Source organism: Actinacidiphila glaucinigra, assembly GCF_035918135.1.
GTDB classification, from domain to species: domain Bacteria; phylum Actinomycetota; class Actinomycetes; order Streptomycetales; family Streptomycetaceae; genus Actinacidiphila; species Actinacidiphila glaucinigra.
Window position 1 is genome coordinate 7,431,392 of sequence record NZ_CP109144.1, and the last position, 15,987, is coordinate 7,447,378.

General features: G+C 73.3%; 16 protein-coding genes. 10 read left to right on the plus strand and 6 right to left on the minus strand.

Features of this window, described 5'->3' with window-relative positions; all coding sequences use genetic code 11:
- Positions 1 to 38 precede the first annotated feature (38 nt).
- The 3 genes from OIE69_RS33505 (at position 39) to OIE69_RS33515 (ending at position 2,921) form a co-directional block, all read left to right on the plus strand.
- Entirely contained in the window at positions 39 to 515 is a 477-nt protein-coding gene (locus tag OIE69_RS33505; protein WP_326578149.1) for a hypothetical protein, read from the plus strand.
- A gap of 83 nt (positions 516 to 598) precedes the next feature.
- Entirely contained in the window at positions 599 to 2,053 is a 1,455-nt protein-coding gene (locus tag OIE69_RS33510) for a glyceraldehyde-3-phosphate dehydrogenase (protein ID WP_326578150.1), read from the plus strand.
- A gap of 127 nt (positions 2,054 to 2,180) precedes the next feature.
- Positions 2,181 to 2,921: a GNAT family N-acetyltransferase gene (locus OIE69_RS33515; protein ID WP_326578151.1), complete on the plus strand. Its 741-nt coding sequence runs from the start codon at positions 2,181 to 2,183 to the stop codon at positions 2,919 to 2,921.
- 27 nt (positions 2,922 to 2,948) lie between these two features.
- Here OIE69_RS33515 and OIE69_RS33520 read toward each other — a convergent pair whose 3' ends face one another.
- Positions 2,949 to 3,530, minus strand: a complete 582-nt coding sequence (locus OIE69_RS33520; RefSeq protein ID WP_326578152.1) for a TetR/AcrR family transcriptional regulator — start codon at positions 3,528 to 3,530, stop codon at positions 2,949 to 2,951.
- 88 nt (positions 3,531 to 3,618) lie between these two features.
- On the opposite strand from OIE69_RS33520, the gene OIE69_RS33525 reads away from it, so the two are divergent.
- Together OIE69_RS33525 and OIE69_RS33530 are read left to right on the plus strand one after the other, a co-directional pair.
- Positions 3,619 to 3,987: a DUF4267 domain-containing protein gene (locus OIE69_RS33525; RefSeq protein ID WP_326578154.1), complete on the plus strand. Its 369-nt coding sequence runs from the start codon at positions 3,619 to 3,621 to the stop codon at positions 3,985 to 3,987.
- 74 nt (positions 3,988 to 4,061) lie between these two features.
- Positions 4,062 to 4,553: a cupin domain-containing protein gene (locus OIE69_RS33530; protein ID WP_326578156.1), complete on the plus strand. Its 492-nt coding sequence runs from the start codon at positions 4,062 to 4,064 to the stop codon at positions 4,551 to 4,553.
- A 19-nt stretch (positions 4,554 to 4,572) separates the two neighbouring features.
- Here the strand turns inward: OIE69_RS33530 and OIE69_RS33535 are convergent, their stop codons facing one another.
- Positions 4,573 to 4,758, minus strand: a complete 186-nt coding sequence (locus OIE69_RS33535) for a hypothetical protein (RefSeq protein WP_326578157.1) — start codon at positions 4,756 to 4,758, stop codon at positions 4,573 to 4,575.
- A gap of 579 nt (positions 4,759 to 5,337) precedes the next feature.
- On the opposite strand from OIE69_RS33535, the gene OIE69_RS33540 reads away from it, so the two are divergent.
- Positions 5,338 to 6,555 (plus strand): serine/threonine-protein kinase, encoded by a 1,218-nt coding sequence (locus OIE69_RS33540; RefSeq protein ID WP_326578159.1) that lies wholly within the window; start codon positions 5,338 to 5,340, stop codon positions 6,553 to 6,555.
- Positions 6,556 to 6,566: 11 nt separating this feature from the next.
- On the opposite strand, the gene OIE69_RS33545 is transcribed toward OIE69_RS33540, so the two are convergent.
- Complete coding sequence (locus OIE69_RS33545; RefSeq protein WP_326578161.1) at positions 6,567 to 7,409, minus strand: undecaprenyl-diphosphate phosphatase; 843 nt, start codon at positions 7,407 to 7,409, stop codon at positions 6,567 to 6,569.
- Between the two features lie 552 nt (positions 7,410 to 7,961).
- Between OIE69_RS33545 and OIE69_RS33550 the strand changes: the two genes are divergently transcribed.
- Both OIE69_RS33550 and OIE69_RS33555 read left to right on the plus strand, forming a co-directional pair.
- A complete protein-coding gene (locus OIE69_RS33550) occupies positions 7,962 to 9,263 on the plus strand; it encodes a hemolysin family protein (RefSeq protein ID WP_326578163.1) in 1,302 nt (433 codons plus the stop codon).
- Positions 9,260 to 10,291 carry a hemolysin family protein gene (locus OIE69_RS33555; RefSeq protein WP_326578165.1) on the plus strand — a complete coding sequence of 344 codons (1,032 nt, stop codon included), beginning with the start codon at positions 9,260 to 9,262 and terminating at the stop codon, positions 10,289 to 10,291. The genes OIE69_RS33550 and OIE69_RS33555 overlap by 4 nt, the downstream gene beginning before the upstream one ends.
- Positions 10,292 to 10,678: 387 nt before the next feature.
- On the opposite strand, the gene OIE69_RS33560 is transcribed toward OIE69_RS33555, so the two are convergent.
- Complete coding sequence (locus OIE69_RS33560; protein ID WP_326578167.1) at positions 10,679 to 10,918, minus strand: twin-arginine translocase TatA/TatE family subunit; 240 nt, start codon at positions 10,916 to 10,918, stop codon at positions 10,679 to 10,681.
- Positions 10,919 to 11,055: 137 nt separating this feature from the next.
- On the opposite strand from OIE69_RS33560, the gene OIE69_RS33565 reads away from it, so the two are divergent.
- On the plus strand, positions 11,056 to 11,466 hold the full coding sequence (locus OIE69_RS33565) for a BlaI/MecI/CopY family transcriptional regulator (RefSeq protein WP_326578169.1): 411 nt from the start codon (positions 11,056 to 11,058) through the stop codon (positions 11,464 to 11,466).
- An 8-nt stretch (positions 11,467 to 11,474) separates the two neighbouring features.
- Positions 11,475 to 12,551, plus strand: a complete 1,077-nt coding sequence (locus tag OIE69_RS33570) for a M56 family metallopeptidase (protein ID WP_326578171.1) — start codon at positions 11,475 to 11,477, stop codon at positions 12,549 to 12,551.
- A gap of 74 nt (positions 12,552 to 12,625) precedes the next feature.
- Here OIE69_RS33570 and OIE69_RS33575 read toward each other — a convergent pair whose 3' ends face one another.
- On the minus strand, positions 12,626 to 13,081 hold the full coding sequence (locus OIE69_RS33575) for a tellurite resistance TerB family protein (protein ID WP_326578174.1): 456 nt from the start codon (positions 13,079 to 13,081) through the stop codon (positions 12,626 to 12,628).
- A gap of 112 nt (positions 13,082 to 13,193) precedes the next feature.
- Positions 13,194 to 15,767 carry a Pls/PosA family non-ribosomal peptide synthetase gene (locus OIE69_RS33580; RefSeq protein WP_326578176.1) on the minus strand — a complete coding sequence of 858 codons (2,574 nt, stop codon included), beginning with the start codon at positions 15,765 to 15,767 and terminating at the stop codon, positions 13,194 to 13,196.
- Between the last annotated feature and the right edge of the window lie 220 nt (positions 15,768 to 15,987).

Genomic DNA, 15,987 nt, shown 5'->3' on the forward strand with positions numbered 1-15,987 from the left:
GCGCCGACTCGCCGACTGCACCACATCTGGAGCCACAGGTGCGCACAGCACTCCTGCCCGCAGCACTCGCCACCGCCGCCCTCGGTGTGTCCGTCGTCTCCTGCGCGGACGCCCCTCGCTCCGGCGACGCGCCCCGCCCCGGTGGCACGGCTGCCGGGGCGACCGTGCAGGACCTGCGGGTGGGGGCCGTCTGCTCCTCGCACTTCGCCTTCGCCACCGACATCTCCTGCGGGCTGGTGGGCCTCGGCGACGTCCGCTTCCACTGCTCGGATGAGCACGGCGACCCGTGCCCCAGGACCCGTTCGGTGACGTTCGAGAACATCGGCAGGACCTCGGTGCGGCTCGTGGCGGTCAGCGGCTCGGCGCCGGGGGAGCGGCACGAGACGGTCTCCCGCGCGCTGCCGACCGGGGCGCGGGCGACCGTGGCCCCGCGGGCCGGCGACGGGTACCTCTACGACGTCCTGCTGCGCGCGGACACCGGCTCGGCCGCCGTGGGCGTCGTCGCGGTCTCCTGAACGACGGCGGGCGGGACCCGCGGAAAGCGCGAGGTGGCGGTGTGGTTAACATATGAGCACCGCCTAGCTCGAAAGATGCGCCTGTGACTGTCAACGAGGACTCGTTCACCGACTGGAAGCACCGCGAGGAGATCGCGGAATCGATGATTCCGATCATCGGGAAGCTGCACAGGGAGCAGGACGTGACCGTCCTGCTGCACAGCCGCTCCTTGGTGAACAAGTCGGTGATCAGCATCCTCAAGGCCCACCGCTTCGTCCGGCAGATCGCCGGACAGGAGCTCTCCGTCACCGAGACGCTGCCGTTCCTGCGGGCCCTCACCACGCTCGACCTCGGCCCGTCCCAGATCGACCTCGGCATGCTCGCCGCGACCTACCGGGCCGACGACCGCGGGCTGTCCGTGGAGGAGTTCACCGCCGGGGCCGTCGCGGGCGCCACCGGTGCCAACAAGATCGAGCGCCGCGAGCCGCGCGACGTCGTCCTCTACGGATTCGGCCGCATCGGCCGTCTCCTGGCCCGGCTGCTGATCGAGAAGTCCGGTTCCGGCAACGGCCTGAGGCTGCGCGCCGTCGTCGTCCGCAAGGGCTCCGGCCGGGCAGCCGAAGACCTCGTCAAGCGGGCCTCACTGCTGCGCCGCGACTCCATCCACGGCCAGTTCCAGGGCACGATCACCATCGACGAGGCGAACAGCACGATCATCGCCAACGGCAACGCGATCAAGGTGATCTACGCCGACGACCCGGCGTCGCTGGACTACACGGCGTACGGCATCGAGAACGCCATCCTCATCGACAACACCGGCAAGTGGCGGGACCGCGAGGGGCTTTCGCAGCACCTGCGTCCCGGCGTCGACAAGGTCGTCCTGACCGCGCCGGGCAAGGGGGACGTCCCCAACGTCGTCCACGGCGTCAACCACGACATGATCAAGCCGGACGAGCGGATCCTGTCCTGCGCCTCCTGCACCACCAACGCGATCGTGCCGCCGCTGAAGGCGATGGCGGACGAGTACGGCGTCCTGCGCGGCCACGTCGAGACGGTGCACTCGTTCACCAACGACCAGAACCTGCTGGACAACTACCACAGCTCCGACCGCCGCGGCCGTTCGGCGCCGCTCAACATGGTCATCACCGAGACCGGTGCCGCCTCGGCCGTCGCCAAGGCGCTGCCCGACCTCAAGGCGAGGATCACCGGCAGCTCCATCCGGGTGCCGGTGCCGGACGTCTCGATCGCGATCCTCAGCCTGCAACTCGCCCGCGAGACCACCCGCGAGGAGGTCCTCGACCACCTCCGCGAGGTGTCGCTGACCTCGCCGCTCAAGCGCCAGATCGACTTCATCAGCGCCCCCGACGCCGTCTCCAGCGACTTCATCGGCTCGCGCCACGCATCGATCGTCGACGCCGGCGCCACCAAGGTCGACGGCGACAACGCCATCCTCTACCTCTGGTACGACAACGAGTTCGGCTACTCCTGCCAGGTCATCCGGGTCGTCCAGCACGTCTCCGAGGTCGAGTACCCGACCTACCCCGCCGCGCGGGTCTGACCGTCCCGCGCGCCGGTGCGCCACGGCGGTCCCCCGACCGCAAATCGTTTGCGCGCACCGGCGGGCGGCCCGCAGCATGGGCCGCATGAGAGCGATGGCGACCACGGCGGGCGGGTACTGAGTGGCCGTGCACGAGGAAGAGCGCCTGGTCCTGCGCGGGCCGGGGGGCCTGCCGCAACTGACGTACGTCGAGGGGGTCAGGGAAGGCCGTCCCTGGGCCGACCTCGCGGAAGCGGTGGGACCGGACCCCGTGCCGGCCGTACTCGCGGGCCTGCCGGGGTGGGCGGTGTCGGGCTCCGTCGAACTGGGGGAGCAGCTCGTACGGCACGGCGCCCGGGTCCTCCGGCACGCCCACGCAATGGAGCGCGACCTCGTCGCCGACCCCCCGCCGCCCGAGTGGGCCTCGTGGCCCCTGCCCGACGGACTGAGCGCCGTCCCCTGCGACCGCACGGCCCGGGAGCTGTTCCCCGCGTGGCGCGCCGCCTTCGCGCCCGGTCACCCCGACCACCACGAGGGCGGTGACCAGGAGGCCCTCGACGCCCAGCTGGCCCCGGTGCTGTCGGGCGCCGTGCTCGGGCCGGTCCTGCCGTGCAGCGCCCTGGCGGTCGACGCGTCCGACCACGTCGTCGCCGGGGTCGTCGTGACGGACCGCGACGGCCTCCCGTGGGTCGCGACGGTCTTCCGGCAGCCGGATTCCCGTTGTGCCGGTCTCGGTTCCCGGCTGCTGCGCCGGGTGCTGGCGGACGCGGCGACGGGCGGTCTCCCACGGATCGGCCTGGCGGTGAGCGACGCCAATCCCGCCCGCGGGCTGTACGAGCGGCTGGGGTTCGCGGTGACCGCCACCTCGCTCACCGTCCTCGTCCCCTGAGGGGCGCGGGAGCCCTCGGCGCCGGGCTCAACCGCCGCTGGTGAAGCGGGCGTTCAGCAGGGCGAGGCGGCGCTCGTGCGCCTCCTCCGGCAGGCGGCCGCTGCGCATGAGGGTGACCAGGCCGTGCAGCCCCGCCCAGTAGGTCTCCGTGAGGAGGTCCGGCGCGCCGTCGGCACCCGCTACCGGCTCGACGGCGCGCAGCAGTTCACCGAACGCCTCGCGCAGGGCCGCCGGGGCCTCGGGTGTGGCGAAGGGCAGGCCGACGTGGTGCGTGAACATCGCGTCATAGAGGGCCGGCCGCCGCCGCGCGAACGCCGTGTACGCGCCACCCACCGCGGCGAGGGTCTCCCGCGGCCCCGTCACCGCTGCGCGCGCCTCCCGCAGCCCGGCGGCCAGTTCCGCGAACCCCTGCACCGCCACGGCGGCCATGATGGCGTCCTTGCCCTTGAAGTGGCTGTACAGGACGGGCTGGCTGTACTCGATCTCGGCGGCCAGCCGCCGTGTGGTGACCGCGTCCCAGCCCTCGGCCTCCGCCAGTTCCCGCGCGGCCGTGATGATCAGCTGCTCGCGGTCGGCTCGCTCGCGCTCCCGGCGCGTCCGGATCGTCATGAGAGGAATTCTAGCACCGCTAGACCTTCTGTCGATGCTCTGCTAGCTTCGCTCTTGCCCCTAGCGCTGCTAGCAAGGAGATGTGGACGTGACCACCACCGCGTACACCCTGGCCGTCGTGCTCGACCTCCTGGTGCTCCTTATCGGAGCCCGGTTCCTGCTCCGGCCCCGCCCCGCGGCCGCCGCGTACGGCGTGCCCGCCGAGGGCGACGGGGCCGGCGCCTACCTGGCCGTCAAGGGCCTGCGGGACGCCACCTTCGGCGTGATGGGCCTGGCCCTGCTCGCCTTCGCCGGCGCCCGCGCCGAGGCCTGGTTCATGCTGATCGTGGCGCTCGTCCCGCTCGGCGACACCCTGACAGTCCTGCGGCACGGCGGCACCAAGGCCGTCGCCTTCGGCATCCACTTCGCCACCGCGGTCGTCGTCCTCGTCAGCGCGGCCCTGCTCTTCGCCGTGTGACCGCGGTTCCCGAAGCCCCGTCACGACCCCGCACGGCCTTCGAGACCCGTCACCACCCGGACAAGGAGCCCGCAATGTCATTGATCGTGCCCGACTTCGACCCCTCCGTGATCGTCCGCTCCACCGAGGCCGAGGTGATCGGCTGCGCCCCCACCACCGTCCGGCTGCTGGCCGACAGCAGTGCGACCGGCGGCGCGCTGTCCACCCAGCGCGTGACCCTGACGGGGGGTGCCGACGGCGCCCGGCCGCACCGGCACGGCAGGTCGGCCGAGATGTTCTACATGCTCGACGGCGAGGCCCGGTTCCTGTCCGGGGACGAGGTCGTCACCGCCGGCGCGGGCGACCTGGTCGTCGTCCCGCCCGGGCGTCCCCATGCCTTCGCCGCGGCGCCCGGATGCGATGCCGACATGCTCATCGTCATCACCCCGGGCGTCGAACGCTTCGAGTACTTCCGCCACTTGCAGCGCTTAGCTCTGGGCGAGGTCACGGCGGAGAGCCTGCTGGAGGTGCAGGAGCGGTATGACACCTACTTCCTGCACAATGCGACGTGGGACGGGCGGCGTTGACGCCGGCCGCGGGTGCGGCTCAGCGGCGGCGGTGAGCCGCGGTGCGGACGAGGCGGGCCCCGCAGCCCGCCGGCACCGCGATGACCACGGCCGTTCCGGCCGCACCACGGGCCTGCGCGGTGCCGGAGCCGTGCACCGCCGTGACGGCGGCGGCGAAGAGCAGAACGCCTCCGAGCAGGCGTCGCCATGCGCGGGCCGTGTCCATCCTTCCCCTCGTCCTGGGCCGCCGGCGGACCGTGTCCGGCCGGGAGCCTCCGCCGGGCCGGAGGCCGCCCGTCGATCGGACACCGGCCCGTTCCGGTCCGGATGTGCAAGCGGTCCGAGGCGGACCTGGGGTTCCGCCGCTCCCCGGGGTACGGGCACGCGTACGCCGGCCCCGAGCGGGAGCCGCCGGTACGGGCCTCCCACCCCGCGCCCGGCGGGCCGGGGCCGGGATCTGCCCCGGATGCGCCCGGCCGGCGAGTTGACCGGCGTGGACAGCCAGGCACGGTCGGAGAGCCGGAGGCCGTGCTCAGCGCAGCGCCCGTGCCCGTCCGGGTGGCGCGCGCCGACCTGGCCGGGACGATCCGGCAGTCGGTTCCGGAGCGTCAAGTCCACGGCGTGACGGGCGACTTCGTTCGGGCGGGCGGGGCCCGGCCGCTCCGGGGTTCCCCGGCGAGGTGCGGGTCCCCGGCGGTTGCGGCCGCAGGTCACCGCGAGTGTGCGGGTGAAGTACCTTAAGGGGGGTCTGGTTTGGCTCGCGGGATCGAGGTCGTACGACGTGCTGGTGGCGGATCGGTATCGCTTGGACGCGCCCATCGGCCGCGGCGGCATGGGCGAGGTGTGGCGGGCGACCGACGAGGTGCTGGGACGTCCCGTCGCGGTGAAGCTCCTGCTGGGCGACGGCTCGGACGCCTCCGCGGCCGCGCGCTTCCGGCTGGAGGCGCAGACGGCGGCGCGTCTGGGGCACCCGCACGTCGTGGCGGTCTTCGACTTCGGAGCCTGGGACGGGCGGTTCTTCCTCGTCATGGAACTGGTCGAGGGCGACAGTCTGGCCCAGTTGCTGGAGGCCGGGCACGTGCTGGGGGCCGAACACGTCGCGGTCGTCGCCGCGCAGGCCGCCGCGGGGCTGGCGGCCGCCCACCAGCAGGGCATCGTGCACCGGGACATCAAGCCGGGCAACCTGATGCTCGACGCGGCCGGTTCACTCAAGATCGGCGACTTCGGCATAGCCAGGTTCGTCGACGATCCGGCCGCCGCGCTCACCATGACCGGGCAGATCGTCGGCACCAGCCTCTACCTCGCCCCCGAACGTGCCCTGGGCCAGAACGCGGGACCGGCCTCCGACGTCTACGCCCTCGGGTGCGTCCTCTACCAGCTGCTGACGGGCCGTACGCCGTTCCAGGGCGACAGCCCGACGGCCCTGCTCTACCAGCACATCGACAGTGCGCCCGTGCCGCCCTCGCAGCGGGGCGTCGAGCTGCCCGCGGCCTTCGAGAGCTACCTGCTCGGACTCCTGGCCAAGCAGCCGGAGGACCGGCCGACGGCCCAGGACGTGGCCGACTGGTTCCGCACCGACGCCTGGCGCGCGCACCCCGTTCCCCCGCCCGCCACCGTCGCGTCGCGCGGCGCAGGCAACGCCACCCCGAACGACGCCGGGAGCAGGGCCGGTACCTCGGCGCTCGTGCGGCCGCCGGCGACGCGGTCGGCGCGCGGCGCGCGGTCCGCTGCGCCCAGGCGGCGGGCGGCCCCGGCGCAGCGTCGCAGCCCCGGCGAGTTCATCCGCTACCGGCCGCGCGTCGCGAGCGCCATCGCCGGGGTGGTGGCCTTCGTGGTGGCGGTGATCCTCGGCATGGTCTGGTTCTCACCGGAGAGCAGCTCCGCCAATACCCCCGACGACGGTCCGAGCGCGACGCCGACCCAGGGGGCCGGGTCCGCGCCCCAGGCCGTCACACCGTCCGCGGACCGGGGCGACGACCAGGGCGACGGCGAGCGTGACGACGACGCGCAGGACGAGGACTGAGCCGGGCCGGGTCAGCCCACGTCGCCCGCGCCCGGTGCGACCGCGCCGACGGCGACCAGCCCGATGATCAGCGCGCCGAGCAGCACGCGGTAGATCACGAACGGCGTGAAGCTGTGCGTGGAGACATACCTGAGGAACCAGGCGATGGCCGCGTAGCCCACGACGAAGGCGATCCCGGTGGCGAGCAGCGTCGGCCCCCAGGCGGGGGCCGTTCCGCCGCCGATCTTGAACAGTTCCAGGGTGCCGGACGCGAGGACCGCCGGGATGGCCAGCAGGAAGGAGTAGCGGGCGGCCGCCTCACGGCTGTAGCCGAGGAAGAGCCCCGCGCTGATCGTGCCGCCGGAGCGGGACACCCCGGGGATGAGGGCGAGTGACTGGGCGAAGCCGTAGCCGAGGGCGTGCGGGAGGGTCAGCTCGCTGATGGGCTTGGCCTTGCGGATCGCCCGGGTGCGGTCGGCGACGGCGAGGACCAGTCCGAAGAGGATCAGCACGGTGCCGGTGATCCGCAGATCGCGCAGTGACGTCTCGATGCTGTGCTGGAAGACGGCGCCGAGGACCGCGATGGGGATCGTCCCGATGATGACGAACCAGCCCATGCGGGCGTCGGGGTCCTTGCGCCGGTCCGGGACGAAGAGGGATGTCGTCCAGGCCTTGACGATCGAGACGATGTCGCGGCGGAAGTAGATCAGCACGGCCGTCTCGGTGCCCAGCTGCGTCACGGCCGTGAAGGCGGACCCCGGGTCCTTCCAGCCGGCCAGGGCGGAGAACACGCGCAGGTGGGCGCTGGAGGATACGGGCAGGAACTCGGTGAGCCCCTGCAGCAGGCCGAGGACGGCGGCTTCGAACCAGGACATCGGGGGGTGACTCCACGGATGGTCGGGGCGGCACGGCCCGGCGGCGGAGCCGCCCGAGGGAACGTGCGCGACATGAGGTCGGACGGTGGCGGTGGCCGGACGGACGGGGTGCGGCCCGCGGTGGAGCGGGTTGCACTGGAGCGGGCCGTGCCGCCGGCCGCGGCACGGCCCGCCGGAAAGCCGGGAGGCGAGCGGGTCAGGATTCCCTGTCGTCCGCCCGTGGCCGTTTGAACACCATTGCGGCGTTCGCTCCTTCACCTGTGGTTCCGTCGGCCCCCTGCGGGCCACCCGCAGAACTACCGCGTCAGGTAAAGAAGTTCCCAAGACACCCACATGGCCGAGCGGTCTTCGTCCGAGCGTGGGGGCCCGCCGGGGCGGCGGCAGAAGGCCCGTCTCCATTGACGGCCGCCTTTGCGCTTCCTTTACTATGGGTGAAACCTGCCGTACCGAGCACGAAGAAGGAGCCGCGGTTCCCGCGATGGACCATCCCCCGAGTACCGACCGTGTCATCCCCCGAGAGGCCCGCCGAGGTGTGGGAACGGGAGTGACACGGTGACCGAAGTCCTGCTCCTCCTGCTGGCCCTGCTGCTGACCCTGGCCTGCGCGGTGTTCGTCGCGGCGGAGTTCTCCCTGACCACGGTGGAGCGCGGCGAGCTGGAACGTTCCGCCGCCGCCGGTGAGCGCGGCGCGGACGGCGCCCTCAAGGCCGTGCGGCGGCTGACCCTGCAGCTGTCCGGCGCGCAGTTGGGCATCACGGTGACCTCGCTGGTCATCGGCATGCTCGCCGAGCCGTCCCTGTCGGTGCTGCTGAGCGGCCCGATCGAGGCCGTCGGCCTGCCCGAGGGGGCCGCGTCCATGACCGGGACCGTCCTGGGCGTCGTCGTCTCGACCGTGGTGCTGATGGTGATCGGCGAGCTGGTGCCCAAGAACTGGGCGATCTCCCGCCCGCTGGCCGTCGCCAAGGTGGTGGCCGGGCCGCAGCGCGGCTTCACCGCGGCCTTCTCGCCGCTGATCAACCACCTCAATGACACCGCGAACCGCCTGGTGCGCCGCTTCGGCCTGGAACCGGCCGAGGAACTGGCCTCCGCCCGCACACCGGACGAGCTGCGGGCCCTGGCCCGCCACTCCGCCGCCGAGGGCGTGCTCGAACCGGACTCCGCCGAGCTCTTCGTCCGCACCCTCCACCTGAGCGAGCTGACCGCGGAGAACGTCATGACCCCGCGCGTGGACGTCCGGGCCCTGGAGGCCCACGCGACCGCCGCCGACGCCGCGGCCCTGTCGCTGTCCACCGGCCTGTCCCGCTTCCCCGTCTACCGGGACAGCCTCGACGAGGTCGTCGGCACCGTCCACATCCGCGACGTGCTGGCCCTCCCGGCCGGCGAGCGCGCCGGCACACCCGTCGGCGCACTGGCCACCGCCCCGCTGCTCGTCCCCGACAGCCTGCCGGTGAACCGGCTGCTGGACCGGATGCGCAGCCGCCGCACCATGGCCGTCGTCATCGACGAGTACGGCGGCACCGCCGGTGTCGTCACCGTCGAGGACGTCGTGGAGGAGGTCGTCGGCGACGTGCGCGACGAGCACGACCCCCAGCAGCGGCCCGACCTCGCCCCCGCGGACGACGGGTCCTGGGAGGCCGACGGCAACATCCGTATGGACCAGCTCGCCGGCATCGGCCTGACCGCGTCCGACGGCCCGTACGAGACCGTCGCCGGCCTGCTGGCCGCCGCCCTCGGCCGGATCCCCGCCCGGGGCGACGCCGCGGAGGTCGGCGGCTGGCGCTTCACCGTGCTCAGCGTCGACCACCACGTGGCCGAACGGGTCCGTGTCGCACGCATTGCGGAGGACGCCCGATGACCGCGCTGCAGCTCGCCGTCGGCGCCCTCACGCTGCTGACGAACGCCTTCTTCGTGGGCGGCGAATTCGCCCTGATCTCCGTACGGCGCAGCCAGATCGAGCCGCGCGCGCAAGGAGGCGACAAGCGCGCCCGCACGGTGCTGTGGGGCCTGGAGCACCTGTCCGCCCTGCTGGCCACCGCGCAGCTGGGCATCACCGTCTCCTCGCTGGTGCTGGGCGCGGTCGCCGAACCCGCCATCGCGCACCTGCTGGAGCCGGCCTTCGAGGCCGCGCACGTCCCGCACGCGCTGGTGCACCCGATCTCGTTCGTGATCGCCCTGACGGTGGCCACCTACCTGCACATGCTCGTCGGCGAGATGGTGCCCAAGAACATCGCGCTCGCCGCGCCCGAACGCTCCGCGCTGCTGCTCGGCCCGCCGCTGGTGGCCGTCACCCACGCACTGCGGCCGTTGGTCTTCGGCGTCAACGCCTTCGCCAACGCCCTGCTGCGGCTGCTCCGCGTCGAACCGAAGAACGAGGTCGCGGCGGTCTTCACCGACGACGAACTGGCCCGGCTGGTCCAGGACTCCAGCGCCGCCGGCCTGCTCGACGCCTCGGGTGGCGAGCGCCTGCGGGACGCCCTGGAACTGGGCAGCCGTCCGGTGGGGGAGATCCTCGTGCCGGCCGGCCGCATGGTCACCGTCGGCGAGCGGGTCACCCCGGACGAGCTGGAGCGGACCGCCACCGCCTCCGGCTACTCGCGCCTGCCGGTCACCGGCGCCGACGGCGGCGTCCTGGGCTTCCTCCACATCAAGGACACCCTCGGCGTCGCCGAACGCGACCGCTCCTTCCCCCGGAGCTCCTTCCACCCCGTCATCCGGCTGCGCCCCACCACCCCGCTGGACGACACGCTCACCGCCCTGCGGGCCGCGGGCACGCACCTGGCCGCGGTCACGGGGGACGACGGCACGCTGCTCGGCTACGTCACCATGGAGGACGTCCTCGAGGAACTCGTCGGCCCCGCCACGGCGGTCGGGGAGGCTGCCTGAGCCGCTAGGCGGCGGCCTCGCGCCGGGGACCTCCCGCGGGCGGCGCGGCGATCTCCGGCGCGTACAGGTTCGCCGGCGGTGTCCGGACCGCGCCGGGTCGGAGGCGTGGCACAGGCCGTCGCGCACGTCGCGGCAGGCGAGGTGGTGTCCGCAACCGCACACGGGCTCCGGCCCGTTCGGCTCCTGCCGCCGGGCCTTGCGCCGCTCGGCCGCGGCCCCGCGCAGCCGGTGGTACGCGCCTCCGGCGACGTGGCCGCTCGCGAGGATGACCAGTGCGATCTCGAATCCCGTCACGGTTCCCCTGCCCGACACCCGGCGGTCCGTGCAGGGTGATGGCAGCACGGCGTGCACCCGTACGGGGCTTCGGCCGAGCGGCCGGGGAGGGGTTCAGCGGCCGGTGCCGTCCGCCTCGTCGGTCCTGCGGATCACGTCCCCGGGGGCCGCCCGGATGACCTGCGGGGCTGGCCGCTCGGCGGCCGGGTCGTCGTCCGCCTTCATGGCCGCGGCCTCGCTCTTGAGGATGCGGGTGGCCTTTCCGGCGGAGCGGACGAGGTCGGGGAGCTTCCTGATGCCGATCAGGACGACGACCACGATGAGCAGCAGGGCGATTTCGCTGAGGCCGAACATCGGGCGGCTTCCCTCCGGCTGGACGGGGCGCCGGTGCGCCCGTGGTGACGACCCTGTGGAAACTACAGCACTGTAGTAGGCGTGGGCCAGGGCGCACCGCCGCCGCTGGCTACGATGAACCGCCCCGGCCGCGGCGGATGCCGTGGCCGGCCGGAGGAGACGGGGTGAGGGACCGGGTGCACGGCAGGCGGCGCGGTCAGGGCGAGCTGGAGGCCGAGGTGCTGGCGGCGCTGCGCGCGGCGCCGGGACCGGCGAGTGCGGCATGGGTGCAGGAGGAACTGGGCTGCGCTCTCGCCTACACCACGGTGGTGACCATCCTGACGCGGCTGCTGGCCAAGGGCGCGGTGACGAGGGAGCGGGCCGGCCGCTCGTTCGTGTGGACGCCGACCGCCGACCAGGCGGACCTGGCGGCGCTGCGCATGCGGAAGGTGCTGGACGGGGAGCAGGACCGGCAGGCGGTGCTGGCCAGCTTCGTGACCGGCCTGCTGCCGCAGGACGAGCAGATGCTGCGGGAACTGCTGGACCGGGCCGGGGAAGCCGAGGAGTAGGGCCGGACATGGGGGTCTTCGTCTTCCTGCCGCTGGTCCTGCCCCTGACGGCGTGGCCGGTCGCCCGGCTGGCCGAGCAGCATCTGCACCCCCGGACGGCGACCTGGCTGCTGTCGGCGGTGGCCGGGGTGCTCGCGTTGTGCAGCACGCTCTGCCTGGCCCTGCTGATGGTGGTCGACACCGCGCGACTGCCGGGCAATCCGCTGCCGGACGGGTGGTCGGACCCGGAGGTGCGCGCGGCGGTCCCGTACGACGAGGTCGCCGGCAAGGCGGCGATCGCGGCGCTGATCCTCGTGCTCGGGTCGTGCGCCCGGGCGGTGTGGCGGCACCGCGGCGTCCGCGTCCGGGCCCGGCGCGCGCTGGAGGGCCTGCCGGCGGGGCCGGTCGCGGTACTGCCCGACGGCGCGCCGTACGCGTACGCGCTGCCCGGCCGGCGTCCCCGGATCGTGGTCAGCAGCGGGATGCTGAGCAGGCTGACGACGGCCGAGCGCCGCGCCCTGTTCGCCCACGAGCGCTCGCATCTCGCCCGGCGCCACCACCGGTTCCTGCTGGCCGTGCAGCTCGCGGCGCGGGCCAATCCCTTCCTGCGGCCGCTGCGTACCGCGGTCTCCTGCACGACCGAGCGGTGGGCGGACGAGGAGGCCGCCCGGACGGTCGGCAGCCGCCGTACCGTCGCGCTGGCGATCGGCAGGGCCGCGCTCGTCTCCGGGGGGACCCCGGGCGGCGGGCTCGCGGGGCTCGCCGGGTTCGGGGGGTCCGCGGGTCTCCCGCGGACCGGGGGTTTCGCGGGGCCCGCCGGGTTCGCGACCGCCGGCCCGGTGCCGCGCCGCGTCGCCGCCCTGCTGGCGCCCGCCCCCGCCGGGCGCGCCTGGCCGCCGGTCTTCACGGCGGTGGGCCTGGCCGCCTGGGGCGCCGCCGCGGGCACCGCGGCCTCGGCGCTCTCGTCCGCGAGCTTCCACCCCGGCCGTCGCGGCGTGCCGCCCGTGCCGCCCGCACGGCGTGGACGCCGACCCGGACACCCCGCGGCAGGGCCGCCGCCCGCGGTCACCTTGTTCCTCATCCTGCACGCGGCCACGCCGCTGTAGCGCCGCGGGACGGGGGTGCTGCCGCCGGGGCGGACGGCAGCACCCGGTCCTCAGCCGCCGGCCGCGCGAGCGGTCTAGAGGTCGAACTCGTGCGGAGGCAGGCCGAGGGTGTGGCAGGCCTCGCGGACGACGGCCTGCTCGGTCTTGTCGAAGTCGCCGTCGGCGCCGCCGATGACGATGCCGATCTGGACGACCGCGCGCGCCTCGGCGGGCTTCTTGGCGGCCTTGGCGATCTCCTGCAGCACGCTGACCTTGCCGAGGTCGAAGTCCGCGGTGAGCCGGGCGAGGTTGTCCTCGAAACGGCGCTGCAGGTCGGCCGCGCCGAAGTTCTGCAGGACCTCGTTGGTGGCGATCAGCTGGGCGACCCGCCGCCGTTCCGACGGGTCGATGCTGCCGTCGGCGGCGGCGACGAGCGCGCACATCGCCATGGCGGCGTCACGGAAGGCACCGCTCTTGAGGTCGTTCTTCTTCGCCATGAGCTGTGTCTGCATGGTGGCGGTGGATTCCTTGATGCGGTCCCACAGGGGCATGAACGCTCCAGGTCTCGGCGGAGCCCGGGCCGCCTCCCGGACCGGGCTCCCGCGTTTTCTACAGCGCTGTAGAAACGAGGTGCGGCGCCCGAAGGTTCCCCGCGCCGCGGCTTCAGCCGGACCCACCGGCCACGGCGTCCCGCATCTCCCGGGCCGGGTTGCCGCCCCAGCGGGCCCGCTCGGGCACCTCCTCGCCCTTCATCAGGAAGGAGTCGGCAGCGAGGACCGCCTCGTCGCCCATGGTCACGCCGTAGTGGACGAGGGCGCCGACGCCGACGGTGCAGCGGCTTCCCAGCGTGGTGCGGTCCGACTTGAAGGTGCCGTCCTCCTGCGAGTGGCACTGGATCCGGGTGCCCTCGTTGAGGACGCACTCGTCGCCGATGCTGACGAGGGACCGTTCCGGCACGTAGCAGCCGTCGTCGAAGACCCGGCTGCCGATCCGTACGCCGAGCAGTCGCCAGACGACGGTCTTGAAGGGCGTGCCGTTGAACACCGCGATCGCCTCGGTCGGGTTGGTGATCTTCCAGTAGCGCTCGTGCCGCCAGAAGGGGCGCTCGTAGATCGAGCAGTACAGGGGCCGCAGGCCGTGCGGGCCCGTTGTGGCGCGTTCGGTCAGCACCATGCCGGTGACGGCGAACAGCACGGTGAGGACGTTGGCGAGCGCGATCACCGCCGGCCCGAACGTGTCGTAGAGGTCCGCGGCGGCCGACACGACCAGGGCGACCGCGAAGAAGAACAGCCACCGCGACCCCAGGTGCAGGGCCATGGTGGCGGCGTTGTGCCGGTTCTTGGCCGCCAGGCGGCGCCGGAAGGTCGCGTGGTCCGCGACGAGATGGTCGAACCTGCTGTCCCGCAGGACGGACCGGGGGATCTCGAAGCTGGGCGAGCCGAGGAGGCCCACGCCTTCGCGGACCTCCCCGTCGAGCGGGACCATCACCTTGGTGGCCAGGAGGCAGTTGTCGCCGGTCCTGCCCCCGGCGGGGAAGGCGATGTAGTTGCCGAGGAAGTTGCGGGGGCCGATCGTCACCTCGGAGGTCCGGAAGGACGTGCCGGTGTAGTCGGTGTTGATGACCGACAGCCCGTCGGCGATCATCGTGCCCCGGCCCACGTTGGTCAGGGAGGGGGTGTCCTGCCGCACCGTGAGGCCGAAGTTGGAGCCGGTCTGCTCGACGTCGCCCAGGTCGTACCCGAGGCGGCTCAGGAACGGGACGATCGCCGAGCTGTCGCCGAACAGGACCTTGTGGAAGCGCCGGTTGGTGAGGAAGCCGACGGCGCGGTGCACCCCGTAGCGGAATCCGAACAGGGGGTAGTCGCGGTCCGGCCGCACGACGAGGTTCAGCACGCGCGGGACCGTCACCGAGAGCAGGACTCCCAGGACGACGGCGCCGAAGAAGAAGATCGCGGACGCGGCCAGCGCGTCGGCGTAGAACATCCAGCTCGTCAGCGCCGTGGGTCCGGGCTGCAGCAGGGAGCGGAACTGCGGGACAGCGGCGACCAGCAGGACGACGCCGCCGACGGCCAGGGGCACGTACACGATCAGGGCCGTCAGCACCTGCGTCGCCGCGTAGGCGGCCCTGCGGAGGGTGCCGCACCGGGCGGGGCCGGCCGCGCGGCGGTAGTCGACCGCGGTCGGCTGCGCCGGGGAACCGTGCCAGTGTTCCCCGTCGGGCACGGTCTGGCCGGCGTGCAGCGAGGAGGAGTGGCCGAGCTGGGTGCCGTCGCCCATCGAGGTCCCGATGTCGAGCACCGTCGCCTCGCCGACCAGCACGTCCCTGCCGAGTGTGACCGGCCCGGTCCGGATCACCCCGGACTGCGCCCGGTAGCAGTTGAGGAAGGCGTCCTTGCGGATCACCGTGCCGTCGCCGACGGTGAGCAGGTCGGTGCAGACCGGTACGTGACGGGTGAGGACCGTGACGCGCCGGCCGATCCTGGCACCGAGCGCCCGCAGGTAGAGGGAGTAGACCGGGGACCCGGCGAACAGCGCCAGCGGATTCGCCCGGATCAGCGTCTTGGCGCACCAGAAGCGGACGTACGCCAGGCTCCAGAGGCGGATCTCCCGGGGCCGCCACCGGCCGACCAGCACCCACTTGCCCAGGACGGGCAGCACGCACACCCCGAGGAAGACGGCGGCCCCGAACACGACCGCCCGCAGGTAGGTGCCCAGCAGCCCCGAGCCGCCCGCGATCCACTCCACGCCGCCCGCGAAGACGAGGGCCGTCGCGAAGGAGTAGGCGAGGAAGAACAGCAGTTGCAGCGTCGCGCACAGCGCGTAACGCGGCGTCCCGGTCGGGCCCCCCGGCGCGCCCGGTCCGTACGGTGCCTCCGCCGGGGACGCGGCAAGCGGGGCGGCGACCGGAGGCGGGGCGTCCGTGAGCGCCGCCGCCAGGCTCCTGACGGTCGGGTGGCGGTAGACGTCCTTGATCGAGACGGGAGGCACGTCCTGGCGCTTCCTGAGCCGGGCGCAGAAGCGCGCCATCACCATCGAGTCCGCGCCCAGGTCGGTGAAGAAGTTGCTGTCGAGCGGGACCCGCTCGGTCTGCACGACCGGGGCCAGGACCTCGGCCAGGATCCGTTCCCGGCCGGTGGCCGTGGACCGGCCCGCACCGGGATCCGGATCGGGACCGGGACCGGGGTCGGGGTCGGGGTCGGGGTCGGGTGTCAGGACGTCGACCGGGATGTCCGCCATGGCGGCTCCATGAGGGGTGCGGACCACATGCGATCGGGCCGGGCGCCGAGGCGGCACCGCCTCGGCCGACGTCCGAGCGTGCGATCCGGAAACGGTGGATGGGTCCTTTGTTCGGGATCGGATGATGTGTGTGTCGTACTCGCAGTCTCGGCCCCGGGCGTTGCGGATGCCAGTCGGCCGACCGGTCACCTTCGGCAACTCCCCATGGGCGCAACGTGAT

Excerpts from the sequence above, each read along its gene's own strand:
- OIE69_RS33520 (WP_326578152.1), bottom strand. The coding sequence starts at position 3,530 with ATGACGATCCGGACGCGCCGGGAGCGCGAGCGAGCCGACCGCGAGCAG.
- OIE69_RS33535 (WP_326578157.1), bottom strand. The coding sequence starts at position 4,758 with ATGGACACGGCCCGCGCATGGCGACGCCTGCTCGGAGGCGTTCTGCTC.
- OIE69_RS33580 (WP_326578176.1), bottom strand. The coding sequence starts at position 15,767 with ATGGCGGACATCCCGGTCGACGTCCTGACACCCGACCCCGACCCCGAC.
- OIE69_RS33570 (WP_326578171.1), top strand. The coding sequence starts at position 11,475 with ATGGGGGTCTTCGTCTTCCTGCCGCTGGTCCTGCCCCTGACGGCGTGG.
- OIE69_RS33575 (WP_326578174.1), bottom strand. The coding sequence starts at position 13,081 with ATGCCCCTGTGGGACCGCATCAAGGAATCCACCGCCACCATGCAGACA.
- OIE69_RS33560 (WP_326578167.1), bottom strand. The coding sequence starts at position 10,918 with ATGTTCGGCCTCAGCGAAATCGCCCTGCTGCTCATCGTGGTCGTCGTC.
- OIE69_RS33545 (WP_326578161.1), bottom strand. The coding sequence starts at position 7,409 with ATGTCCTGGTTCGAAGCCGCCGTCCTCGGCCTGCTGCAGGGGCTCACC.
- OIE69_RS33555 (WP_326578165.1), top strand. The coding sequence starts at position 9,260 with ATGACCGCGCTGCAGCTCGCCGTCGGCGCCCTCACGCTGCTGACGAAC.
- OIE69_RS33530 (WP_326578156.1), top strand. The coding sequence starts at position 4,062 with ATGTCATTGATCGTGCCCGACTTCGACCCCTCCGTGATCGTCCGCTCC.
- OIE69_RS33565 (WP_326578169.1), top strand. The coding sequence starts at position 11,056 with ATGCCGTGGCCGGCCGGAGGAGACGGGGTGAGGGACCGGGTGCACGGC.